Raw genomic sequence first — 12,910 nt, forward strand, 5'->3', positions numbered from 1 at the left:
GTAATATCAATAGAAGTATTGTCGAAACTATTTTAAATTATCGCAGGATTGTACATAATAATACAAAAGAACTATCTACTTCCTAAATCTAGAAGAAAATAGGTGAAATATGCATGATAGGTGAAAACACGTATTTCCAATTAAAAGAGAAGATAGAATCTTTGAGAAAGAAAATGATTGAACGTGGAATGAAAAAGGGGTTCCAAGATCAAGAGACCTTGTTTTTTAGTAAAGAGCTTGATAAATTGATCTATCATTATCAAATGAAAAGTATGAATTAACTCTAGTGTTTGCTTATGGAAGCAAAGTTCAAAAAAGGTGCTAAATGTTACCCAAAAACTGGGTGACATCTAGCACCTTTTTCTCTTTTTCGCTATTTTTCGAGTTTCATATTGGTTTTACTAGTTTACAAGTTTATAATAGAATAGGGAACTTTTAACAACTATGTGAAAGGAGAGAAAATATTTGTGAAATCTCGGATTATAAAAATAGCATGTATGATGCAAGTCGGATTGCTTTTATTATGGGCATTTTCGACTGGTAGCCCACTAAAAGCCTCAGCAGCCACGGTAAATGAACAATTTAAAGTATCTTCTGGAGTTAATTATACAGATTTTCGAATATCTGAATCTACTAGAAAACAAGCCGTACGTGTCATGGAGGTAAATGTTAATGATCCATACACAAATGTCGAAGTTGGCGTATCTAGTATTATGAATAAACTCAAAAAGACAACTACACATGCATTAGAGCATCATTATGATGGGCATCTAGTTGTTGGCGCAATTAATGCATCTTTTTTTCATTTAGGAGCACCTATTAATCTAGTATCGCAAAATAATAAATTGGTTCATGCAGGAACGATATCAAGTAGCAAAGACAAATACATAAATGAACCAATTGCATTTGGAATGAATAGTAATGGCAAAGGTCAAATTGATCATTATGACCTTAGTATGAATTATGTACATAATGGGAAAACATACAAGATTACTAGTACAAATAAAGAACGGTCAACAAATAATACTATTTTATATACCCCATATTTCCCTAGTGAAACAACAAACACAAATGAATGGGGAACAGAGGTAGTTGTTACATTTCCTGAAGCACCTACACTTGAATTTGGTAGCCAAGTAACAGGTACAGTTGAACAAGTACGTAATGTAGGGGATAAAACAAAAACAATAATCCCGAAAAATGGTCTCGTTATTTCAGGGAATGGAAAAGGCTCAGACCAATTAAAAGATGTAATGGTAGGAGATAGTATTACCCTTTCTATTAATATTGATTCGAAATGGAAGGATTCCTCATTCATGGTCGCTAGTGGTCCGATGCTAGTAAAAGATGGACGTGTGTCCCTTTCGATGAATCCAAACAGTTCGGAAGCTGCAACGAGAGCGCCGAGAACTGCTGTCGCTATTAATAAAACAGGTGATAAAGTCTTTTTTGTAACTGTAGATGGACGACAAAGCGGCTACAGTACAGGAATGAATTTAACAGAGTTTGCAAACTACCTAGTAAGTATGGGGGCTGATCGTGCATTAAATCTTGATGGTGGCGGATCTACAACAATGGCGGTTCGTTATCCTGGTACTGACACAGTGCGTCTTGCCAATAAACCGTCTGACGGGGTGGAGAGAACAGTATCAACGATATTAATGGCTGTTTCTACAGCTCCTAAAGGTGAAGTTCGCTCAATTACAGTGAAGAAGTCTAAAGAGGGAAAACTAAACGTTGGTGACTCTATTAAAATTCTACCAGGTACTGCTGTAGATACTTACTATAATCCTGTTAAACTTTCAGAGAGTGATTTATCTTTAGAAGATGTCAATAAATTAGGTTCTGTCTCTGGCAATACATTTACAGCTAAGAAGCCTGGAAAGGGTACGATTAAAGTTAAATACGGGAATGTTAGTACAACTGTAAATATAGAGATAGCTGATAATAATACATCATCCTTTAAAGATGTTAGTAATTCCTTTTGGGGGAAAACAGAAATTGAAGAATTAGTGAAAAAGGGAATAATTACAGGGTATCCAGATGGGACATTTAAACCAAACAATACGATTAGTCGTGGCGAAACAGCCGTCATGCTAACAAGAACGTTAAAATTGGATACAAGCAATGTTAAGGATCCAGGATTTAAGGACGTTTCGAAAACTGATATGTATTACAAAGAAATAGCAGCGGCTGCAAATGCCGGTTTAATTAAAGGTCGTGAAAAGGACAAATTTGTATCAAATGGTAAATTATCACGTGCCGAAATGGCAGTTCTCATTCAACGTGCATTTAAATTACCATATGAGAATAAAAAATATTTTTCAGATGTTCCTAGTTCACATTATGCCTATCAATCAATCAATTCAATTGCAAAATTGAATATTACTGAAGGCTATCCAGATGGAACGTATCGACCAAATAACTCAATTACAAGAGCTGAGTTTAGTGTGTTCTTAACAAGAGCATTGAAATAAGAGACCGCATTAACTTTGATAACTGTATTGAAGTTAATTGCCATAGATAAAAGGGCTGAGAATGTAGAAGTTTTCTTTCTACATTTTCAGCCCTTTTGTGTTTATTTTGTTCTAAAATCCGTATTCATCATCCTGGCAAGCATGGTTGAAAATTCCGCACGAGTAATTTTCTCATTAGGTTTAAATGATCCATCAGGATATCCCTGGGTAATTTGATTTGCTTGTAAAATCATAATATATTCATTTGCCCAGTGTTTATTTACATCATTAAAAGTATGCTGAAGTGAGCCCTTTAAGTGGAATGCTTCTACTAAAATTTTTGCCATCTCACCTCTTGTTAATGAATGACTTGGATAGAAATAGCCATTATTACCAGAGAAAATTCCTTTTTCAGTTAATTTTGCAATGGTAGTATAGCCATAGGTATTCTTAGTTACATCCTTATAGTTTGGATCAGGTGCAATGGTGTCTTCAAATATAATGGATCGTTTGATTAATAACCCCGAATGAACACGCTGAATAAGATCGTTAGCACCAAATTTCCCATTATCATATCCTGCAATAATCCCTTTTTGTGCTAAATAGATCACTTCATCAGCTGCCCAACTTGGCACTGTATCCTTAAACGATATCATTTGTCCATTATTTTTAAATGATTTCCAAAAAGAATTTGCTATAACAAGATAGCCATCCTTATTAGGGTGGATATCTGCAGGGTTTGGTAGATAGTCTTTAGCGCGGACATTAAATTCCTCCGCCGTTGCCACATAGATTGCACCAAATTTTTCTGTTGCCTCTTGAATGGTTGTATTTAATAATTGTAATAATTGTAAAAGCTGTGTAGTCTGTTCCTTAGATAGATTTGGGAATGGATTGTAGTATCCCATGACATATATTTTAGCATTGGAGTTTAGCTCACGAATTTGATTAATGATTTGAACGATATTTGTTCCAACAGTTGTAATGGCTGCTTTTAATTTCTCAGGATCATATTCTAAAGTACCTTTAGAAAAATCTACTTTTATTTCTTTTAATAAATCATTTGCACCTGCATCAATCGTGATGATTTCAGCATCTGCGATCATCTTCTGGATATTTGCTTCTTTCCCAGATAAATCGGGTTTGCTTATATTATTTTGAATATCCTCTAAAACATTCGTTGTTGTATATCCTGGCACAGCGAATCTTTTATCAAAGCTTCCTAATAATTGAACTTCATCGAGTTGCTGGGCTAGAAAATCAGCGTATCCTTTATCTATTCCTTTATTAGGTGTTTGACCCGCGGCTAAGGAATCTCCTAAGGCAAGATAATCCAATTTTTGTTTTGAAGAAGCATAAGATGGGGAACAAAGCATACCTACCAAAAGCAATAAAGCAAATAAACTGCTACATATTCTTTTTCTCAAAAATATCTCCCCCTATATAATAGATTCGAATGTAATATTTCGCGACAAAAGTACTAAAGTCCTCTAATTTTTTTAAAATACAGAAATATATTTTTGTAGTTTGTTGCTTTTGTCAAAGCCCAACTACATGTTTTACACCAAATAAATGATTCAGAGCGGTCTTATTGAAGTTTTCAGCTCTTTTCTCATGGAATGAAAGGGGACTACTAGCTATATGAATCGGTATTTTCTACCTTCAGGAGAATCAAACACGATCTTTGGTTCCCGAACAGAGTAGAATTCCATCTTCGGGGTAACCAATGGTTCCCAAAGGTTCCCGAACAAAGTTGAATTCCATCTTCGGGGTAACCAATGGCTCCCAAAGGTTCCCGAACAGAGTAGAATTCCATCTTCGGGGTAACCAATGGCTCCCAAAGGTTCCCGAACAGAGTAGAATTCCATCTTCGGGGTAACCAATGGTTCCCAAAGGTTCCCGAACAGAGTAGAATTCCAGCTTCCCGGTAATCAATCGCCCACAAAGGTTACCGTACACACTCAATTCCCACCTTCCCGGTAATCATACGCATACTAAGTTAACGTTTTTTGATTCAAACTTTCCTCTTAAATAACAACAATGTTAAAGTAAAGAGCCTTATAGTATAAAAAATTCTAAAAAATAAATATTTTATACTATAATTAGTACAAAGCTTTTGATAGGCAAAGGGGAGGGAGTGGACTTGAAAAGTAGAAATGATCAATTTGGGGAGACTCGTTCTATTTTAGTAACAAAACTTCAAATCCCAGTGAATCAAGCAAATATCCTACCAAGACCCCACTTACATAATCTGTTGAATCATGCTTTAGATAAAAATGTGATTATGGTAGGGGCTCCGGCTGGTTTTGGGAAAACAACAATAATTAGTGAATGGGTGAAAACCATTCATTTGCCGGTCGCTTGGATTTCAATAGGATTAGAGGATAATGAGCCAGAAACTTTTTTGGAATATATGCTTAGTGCTTTAGCTATAATTGATGATAAGCTTGGGCTAAAGTCAAGAAACCTTCTCTATTCACCAAATCCTCCAGTATTAGAGAAAATATTTCAGTCATGTATAAATGAAATCGCAATGTTTTCAAGTGAACTTTGTTTAGTGATCGATAATTTTCATATGATGAATCATCCACAAATTCAACAAATCTTTGCATATTTATTAGAATTCATTCCTAGTAATCTGAAAATCATTTTAATCACTAAAACGGAAAATCTCCCTGCATTAAAAAGGCTTAAGTATACAGGAAAAATGGTAAAAATCTCGAAGGAGGAATTGCGTTTTAAAGGGCATGAATTCAAGCAGTTTTACCATGTTTTAAAAAAACTCCCTTTAAATGAACTAGAGCTTCAGTTATTAGAAAATAAAACAGAGGGATGGGTTATAAGTATGAACTTATTTGCTCAAGCCCTTGTGGAAGATCGATCTATGCTTTATGAAAAAGATCAGTTTTCAGGGAGACATCCATATATATATAGTTATTTAATCGAGGAAATGCTTGATTACCTAGATGATTCTGTTCGCAACTTTTTGCTAGAAGTTTCTATCTTAGATGAGCTATCCTGTTCTCTTTGCGAAGCAGTAACCTTAAAAAAGGATGCTGCAGAGTATTTGCAGCTTCTTTTTTCTTCAAAAGAAATGATTAAACTCATTCCAGAAAGAAACAATCAATGGTTCCGACTTCATTCGTTACTAAGGGAGTTTTTTTATCATCAATTAGTTAATAAATATCAAGGGAATATTGTTCATTTACACCGTCGAGCGTATACATGGTTTTATACTCAAGGCTATATTTCGAAGGCAGTCAATCATGCCGTTCAAGCAAATGATCTAGATAAAGCAACCGAATACTTATGGAATCTTGCCCCTTCATTATTAAAGAACAGAGAATACAATGAACTTGCGTACCTCCTTAATCTATTTCCTAATGACTGGATTGAAAATAGTCCTCATTTATGTATTATTTATTCCTGGACATTAGCCCTTCAGAAAATGTGGGAAAATGCACATACATATTTGGCTTTCGTAGATCGATTGATCCTCAAAATGGAAGCATCTTTATATGAAAAGTTTCTGATTGAATTACATGTTTTAAGAGGATATATTGCCCTACTTGAGCAGAAAGGGGACGAATGTATAAAGCACATGACAACTGCGGCGAAAATGCTTCCTAAATATAGTGAATTTTATCATATGGGAGTAGAAATTCTATCTCCTGAATGGAATGTTCTTGGAAGTGATATTGCATTTGGTGGACAATTAGCATCTACTTGTACTCTTTACGGAAAACTACGCGAGATATGGAAAAATAGCGGACTCCCAATTGTAGGTTTTGGTGCTGTTGTATTAGGTGCGATTCATTATGAATGGGATGAACTGGATAAAGTTCAGTATTTTGCAAAACGTGGCATGTACATTGGAAAGAAACATAGGAATTTAGGCATTCTTGTTCCATCTTCTCTGCTCTATGCACGTATGAAAAGGGCACTAAATAATGATGATGAAATGTGGCAAGTGATTCAACAATTAGAGGATTCAATTACAGATCGTCATTGGAGAACTACTATAACTGGTTTTAAGATAAATATATTGCTAGAAGAGGGGAGAGTTGATAAGGCGGTAAAGTTGATGGAGAAATTAGAACAAATGCCTGCTACAGGAATGATCAGCATCAATCAGATTAGAGTGCTTCGAGCATCAGGAAAATGGACGAAAGCATTGAAAAGAATTGAGCCATTAATAAAACAAGTAGAATTAGAGAATAGACTTGCGATCTTCATTGAATTAATGATTTTACAATCATTAATCCATTTTGAAGAGGGAAATCGTTCAAAAGCCTTTACTATTATTAATCAAGCGATCAGGCTTGGGATGAAAGAAGGTTATCTTCGTTTGTTCCTAGATGAAGGTACTCATATGAAGAAGCTATTATGTGATTTTCAAAAGATAGTTTCTACAGATCAAGCAGTTAAGGAGTATTGCTCGAAGATTCTATCGAAATTTGAACATGATTCTATCGATGAAGTGGTTGTAAAAACAGATCTTCCTTATTTGGATGACTTAACAAATAGAGAATTAGAAGTATTAAAGCTCCTTGAAAAAGGACTGACCAATAAAGAAATAGCCGAAGCCTTGTATATTACCGTAGGAACGGTGAAATTATATAATCATAAAATCTACTCTAAGCTTCAGGTAAAGAGCCGAACCCAAGCCTTGATCCGAGCGAAAGAATTAAGATTAATTGATTATTAGAAAAAGGAAAGGTGCCTGTCGACATATCCTATTAAAGGATAGTGACAAGCACCTGTTTAATTAATACTATTTATTTAGGCGGTTGAACCTTCCAAGTAGATAGATCTGGTTGTTCCTTTGTTACTAATGATTTAGGGAAAATGAATGTCCAAGGTTTACTTGTATTTGCCTTTACTTCAAAATCCTCTAGTTTAAATCCACCTTGTGCAATAATTTCACCTGTTGCATCTTCTACAGTCAGTGGCAATTGTTGAATTTGAATATTTTTATCAGAACCATTTCGAATAAGCAAAGTAATATGTAAATTACCCTCTTCATTAATATTGGCCTGAATTCCCATAAAGTTTACCTCACCAGGCTTAGGTGGTTGGACGGTGTTTAATAATTGTTTTAACTTCTCTTTATCTTCCTCAGCAAGGCTTTGTTCCCAGCTTTTTGCTAAATCAAGAGAATGTGGTTTCTTGATTTCAAATGCAAGTTTCCATCCATCTTTAGGTACAGAATCAGTGAAAAGGTCCTTTTTAGTAAAGACAAAATCCCATGGACGGCTACTTTTTGGTGGTAATTCACCTATTTCACTTAGATCAAAGGTCTTTTTGCCTAATACTTCTCCTTCACTCCCTAACAGAATGAGTGGGACGGATTGGAAGGTAATTGCCTTATTTAAGCTACTTCTTACGAAGGCAGTAACAATTAAATTTTCTGCAGAATCACTGTTAATCTCCACACCTGATAGGGAGACTTGATTAGGCTTTAACGGTGTACATTCGTTGTTAAGGAAACGAAGTACATATTCTCTTTCTTGAGAAATATTTGAGCCAGGTAAAATGGAAAGCTCTGTTTCTATTTCTTCTTCCATATTAGCTTGATCGGTTACCTCTTCATTAAGTAGATCACTAGACGAAACAACACTGTCTCGCCCTCTTTTTTTATTTTTTCCTATAAAGAACATGGGGGTTCCTCCTACAAAAATATTATTCTGGTGTAGAAAAGCTGTTAATTAAAATGATAGCATATTCACTCATTTCTTTCTCAATACGATAATAAGTATGAGTGAAAACCTCTAAACCTTCTTTTTGGTAAGTACGGATTGGGTCCTCTTGACTATAACCACGTAAACCTATGCCTTCTTTTAATCTTGTCATTGACTCAAGATGCTGCACCCAATACTCATCGATAATTCTTAATGTACGGTCCTTGACTAATGGGTGAAGATCACTGTGTTCATTAAAGCTTTCATCAATTTGTTTAAGGGTTGATTGTAGGTTCTCTAAAATGATCCCTTTCACTTCACTGTAGTCAAAACCATCTTCAAATTCTGGTAGATGCTGAAGTGATAAACGATTAATCTTTGCTCTAAGTTCATTCAGATCATTCATTGCACTACTTGATTCTTCAGCTTCTTGGAGAATGTGTTCGGTTGCACTTTGAAGCGATTTTTTTAGTAAATCTACAGTGTTTTCTGATTCTAACACATTAGTGCGAATAGAATAAATGATATTTCTCTGTTCATTCACAACATCATCAAGTTTTAATGTGTATTCACGTGCAGAATAGTTACTGCCTTCACACATTCTCTGTGTTCGATCGATAAAGTCATGTATGTTTTTATTCATAATCAACCCGTTTTCGTCTGTTTGTAGTGATTTTTGAAGCTTCTCTACTTGATCGGCAGCAAAACGCTGTACGATTTCATCTTCAATCGAGATAAAAAACTGACTTGCCCCTGGATCACCTTGACGGCCAGAACGCCCTTTTAATTGATTATCAATTCGTCTACTTTCATGCCTTTCAGTACCGATTACATATAAACCGCCAAGTTCGGCAACCCCTTCACCTAGCAAAATATCGGTACCTCGTCCAGCCATATTGGTTGCAATCGTTATTTGCCCTTTTTGCCCGGCAATTGAGATAAGCTGGACTTCCTTTTCCACACTTTTTGCGTTTAATAATTGATAAGGAAGCCTAGCTTTGTCTAAATAGGTTGCAACTAATTCTGATTGTTCAATTGATGCAGTTCCAATTAGAATAGGTTGTCCATTTTCATGAATTTTCTTAACTTCCTTCGTTAGCGCTTCATATTTATGTTGAATTGTATCGTAAACTAAATCATTTTTATCGACACGGATTTTCGGTCGATTAGTTGGAATTGGAATAACATCCATACCATAAATTTGTTGAAATTCTTTTTCTTCGGTTTTCGCTGTACCAGTCATCCCTGAAAGAATTGGATACATACGGAAGTAGTTTTGAATCGTAATGGTAGCTTGCATTTTATTTTCATCGGTAAGTTTTAAACCTTCTTTGGCTTCAATTGCTTGATGCAAGCCATCGCTTAAACTTCTACCTTCCATGATTCTACCAGTAAACATATCGATTAATTCAATCTTTCCTTCTTGAACGATATAATCAACATCCCTACGGAAGATGACTTCTGCCCTTAAGGACTGAATCATGTAATGATAGAGAGTTTGATGCTCGATAGCATATAAATTATCAATACCGAATGATTTTTCTATACGATTAACGCCTTCATCGGTAAAATTCGTTGCTTTCGATTCAGGATCAAAGGTATAGTCTTTATCTAGTTTGAATCTTTTGACTAATTGAGAGCATACATAGAATAGTTCAGAGTTTAATGATGTCTTCCCTGCAATAATAAGTGGAGTTTTTGCCTCATCGATAAGGACACTATCCACCTCATCAATTATTGCAAAATGGTATGGACGCTGAACTCGTTGATTTGGGGCCATCACCATATGATCACGTAAATAGTCAAATCCGAACTCAGTCCCGATTCCATATGTTACATCTGCATTATAAGCTTCCTGTTTTTCCAACGGGGTCATTTGAGAAAGGTTCAATCCAACAGTTAAACCAAGGAATTCAAGGATTTTTCCAGTGATTTCTCTATCCCGCTTAGCAAGATATTCGTTCACTGTAATAACATGAACGCCCTTGCCTTCCAAAGCTCGTAAGTAACTTGGTAAAGAAGGCACAAGGGTTTTTCCTTCACCCGTTGCCATTTCAGAAATATTCCCATCAAGTAAACTAAGCCCACCGATTAATTGCACATTAAAATGGCGCATCCCTAATACCCTTTTAGATGCTTCGCGAACGGTAGCAAATGCTTCTACTTTAATGTCATCAATGGTTGCACCTTCTGATAATCGCTTTTTGAATTCAATCGTTTTATTTTTTAATTCATCATCTGATAATTTTTCTATTTCAGGTTCAATGTCATTTATTTGATTAACCAGTTTATTATATTTTTTTAACGTTTTTTCATGTTGACTTCCAAATGTTTTTTTTAGATAAGAAATCATGAATGGTCTCCCCTCAAAATTACTATAACGAGGTTGTTCAAAAAGTGAGGATAAAGCTGAAGAATTTTCCGCACAAACCCGTTAGAACAAGTATTTTGGCGTATTTCGACAACAGCAAATTCTATCCTTTCGCTTCCTTGAACACGCACATATGAGTATTATACCACAAATGGTTGAAGTAGAGATAAGTTGAATTTACTGGTAATGAAAGTAGAATTATGTCAAATGAATCTAGTATCTGTCGATCATTTCTGATAGATTAATAAATAGACAAAATAATATTTTAGGAGGTAGATGGATGAAATCCGTGAAAAGCTTAGTCCTATGTATGTTTTCAATCATCATGATTGTATCATTCTCACTTCCAGCCTTTGCTGCAAGTGATGATATTACGGGGCATTATTTTGAAAGTGATATGCGGGCTTTAATTAATAAGGGGATATTAAAAGGAACAGCTCCTAATAAATATGAGCCTGATAAGTCAGTAACAAGAGCAGAATATGCAGCTTTTGTTGTTAGGACATTGGAATTAGATAAATATAATAAAGCTGATCTATCCATAGCAGAACTGAATGAATCTAATTTTAAAGATGTGAAATTAGGGGATTGGTATTCAGATGTTGTTCAAATCGCTGCAAAAGCGGGGATCGTAGGTGGATATCCTGATGGCACATTTAAACCAAATGCTGCGATTACTAGAGAAGAAATGGCGGTTATGACTGACCGTGCTTTATCAACAAAAGGTATTATTGCAGAAGGTAAACCACTAACGTTTATTGATACAAATCAAATTAATAAACAATATCGTGGGGCTATTGAACGATTAGTTGCATTGAAGATTTTTGGCGGTCTTGATGGAAATAAATTTGGTCCGAAGGTAAAAACAACACGTGGTCAAACTGCTGCTGTTCTTAATCGGATGTTAAATAAAATTGAACAATCGACAACAGAGCCAGAAACACCAACAGAACCAGAGACACCGACTACTCCGGTTGGAGATTATCAAGTAGCGAATCTATCTTCTGATGGAACGCCTACGATTATCAAAGGCTATGATTCTTTCGACACTGCTAAGAGTAATGCAACTGGTAATCAAGTAGTGCTAAAAGGAAACACCATTGTATGGATGAAAAGTGGGATTGCAGTTATAAATAATACAGTTGCTTCTATATATAGTAGCGAAAGTCTGAAATCCGATATTTCCTATGCAGTATTAGGCACTGAATTAGAATATTTTGATGCAGGAGAAAACTGGGTTAAGGTATCGATTGCAGGCATGACTGGTTATGCAAAGAAGGACGAAATTAAACTTATCCCAAGTATCCTTGAAAAAGGGCGTTCTTATTATGAGGTAACTACAAATGGAACATTAAGACACTCCATTTACAATCCGTTAAAAGATACTTATGCATCCTATGAATATGGTGTTGCTCCTAGCTTTTTAAATTCTGGAGGCAAATATTATAGCTGGGATGGTCATACATTCTATAATGTACAAGGAACAAAAGTAGGAGAAGCGTATCAATATTTTAATCTACTACCTATTCGTACAGAGACAGCCTATACTGCCGAAGATTTAAATCGTTATGTAGTAGCTAATGGGCCAGCAGGAAGCCCGCTTGCCACTTTAGGAGCAGAATTCAAAAAAGCTGAGAGCAAATATGGAATTAATGCAATGTATTTATTTGCTTTAGCCATTCATGAAAGTAACTGGGGAACAAGTGAAATTGCGAAGAAGACAAATAATTTGTTTGGAATTAAAGTATATGATACTGCTCCAGACAGTGGTGAGAAATATTCAAGTTTTGCCGAATCAATTGATCATGCAGGGAAATTTTTGTCAGAGAGATATGTGAACCCGAGTGGAGTACAGTATCGTGGTGCAATGCCAGGGAATAAAGCGGCAGGTATGAACTTACGCTATGCGTCTGATCCGTATTGGGGACAAAAAACAGCAGGACATATGTATAGAATTGATCAATATTTAGGTGGCAATGAAAGAAATAAATATACTTTAGGTGTAACGACTACACCAGGTGTGAATGTTAGAACTGACGCTACAACAGGTGGCCAAAATAAGGTATATTCATATCCGAATACTGGTGCTGGTATCATCATCACAGATACTGTAACCAATGCTGAAGGTACATGGTTTAAAATCTTATCTGATCAAAGTGATTTTAGAAATGCTCAGGAAGTGTATGTATACAGCAATGGAAGCTATGGGAATAATGTCATTCAAGCTCCTATTGCTAAATAAAAACACTCTTTTCTCAAAAATTGTTGTTATTTTTATAAAGTTTAACTAATTGGTGTAAAACTGGCAGTTGGGCTTTTAAAAAGCAATAAACTACACGAATACAGCCATACAGAACAATCGGCCAGCGCAAGCTGACAGGTACAGGAGCTAGACTAGATTT

At 35.5% G+C, this 12,910-nt stretch carries 7 protein-coding genes; 4 read left to right on the forward strand and 3 right to left on the reverse strand.

What is annotated here, in order from left to right:
• Positions 1-113: 113 nt before the first annotated feature.
• Positions 114-281, forward strand: coding sequence for an aspartyl-phosphate phosphatase Spo0E family protein (locus MHI39_RS05480; RefSeq protein WP_078110326.1), 168 nt, complete (start codon positions 114-116; stop codon positions 279-281).
• Between the two features lie 186 nt (positions 282-467).
• Positions 468-2,477: an S-layer homology domain-containing protein gene (locus MHI39_RS05485; RefSeq protein ID WP_058003510.1), complete on the forward strand. Its 2,010-nt coding sequence runs from the start codon at positions 468-470 to the stop codon at positions 2,475-2,477.
• A 101-nt stretch (positions 2,478-2,578) separates the two neighbouring features.
• Here the strand turns inward: MHI39_RS05485 and MHI39_RS05490 are convergent, their stop codons facing one another.
• Positions 2,579-3,883, reverse strand: coding sequence for an S-layer homology domain-containing protein (locus tag MHI39_RS05490; RefSeq protein ID WP_058003511.1), 1,305 nt, complete (start codon positions 3,881-3,883; stop codon positions 2,579-2,581).
• 716 nt (positions 3,884-4,599) lie between these two features.
• Between MHI39_RS05490 and MHI39_RS05495 the strand changes: the two genes are divergently transcribed.
• On the forward strand, positions 4,600-7,164 hold the full coding sequence (locus MHI39_RS05495) for a LuxR C-terminal-related transcriptional regulator (RefSeq protein ID WP_342540848.1): 2,565 nt from the start codon (positions 4,600-4,602) through the stop codon (positions 7,162-7,164).
• Between the two features lie 70 nt (positions 7,165-7,234).
• Here MHI39_RS05495 and MHI39_RS05500 read toward each other — a convergent pair whose 3' ends face one another.
• Together MHI39_RS05500 and secA2 are read right to left on the reverse strand one after the other, a co-directional pair.
• The gene (locus MHI39_RS05500) at positions 7,235-8,116 is read right to left on the reverse strand and encodes an accessory Sec system S-layer assembly protein (protein ID WP_071975107.1); all 882 of its coding nucleotides are present in this window, start codon (positions 8,114-8,116) and stop codon (positions 7,235-7,237) included.
• 22 nt (positions 8,117-8,138) lie between these two features.
• A complete protein-coding gene (gene secA2 / locus MHI39_RS05505) occupies positions 8,139-10,490 on the reverse strand; it encodes an accessory Sec system translocase SecA2 (RefSeq protein WP_251344823.1) in 2,352 nt (783 codons plus the stop codon).
• A gap of 298 nt (positions 10,491-10,788) precedes the next feature.
• Here secA2 and MHI39_RS05510 point away from each other — a divergent pair, with 298 nt between their 5' ends.
• Positions 10,789-12,750 carry an S-layer homology domain-containing protein gene (locus tag MHI39_RS05510; RefSeq protein WP_078110319.1) on the forward strand — a complete coding sequence of 654 codons (1,962 nt, stop codon included), beginning with the start codon at positions 10,789-10,791 and terminating at the stop codon, positions 12,748-12,750.
• Positions 12,751-12,910 lie beyond the last annotated feature (160 nt).

The organism is Heyndrickxia sp. FSL K6-6286 (assembly GCF_038630395.1).
Taxonomy (GTDB): Bacteria; Bacillota; Bacilli; order Bacillales; family Bacillaceae_C; genus Heyndrickxia; species Heyndrickxia oleronia.

What these genes read in the sequence shown, in the direction of transcription:
- MHI39_RS05510 (WP_078110319.1), top strand. Translation starts at nt 10,789, where the DNA reads ATGAAATCCGTGAAAAGCTTAGTCCTATGTATGTTTTCAATCATCATG.
- MHI39_RS05480 (WP_078110326.1), top strand. Translation starts at nt 114, where the DNA reads ATGATAGGTGAAAACACGTATTTCCAATTAAAAGAGAAGATAGAATCT.
- MHI39_RS05500 (WP_071975107.1), bottom strand. Translation starts at nt 8,116, where the DNA reads ATGTTCTTTATAGGAAAAAATAAAAAAAGAGGGCGAGACAGTGTTGTT.
- secA2 (WP_251344823.1), bottom strand. Translation starts at nt 10,490, where the DNA reads ATGATTTCTTATCTAAAAAAAACATTTGGAAGTCAACATGAAAAAACG.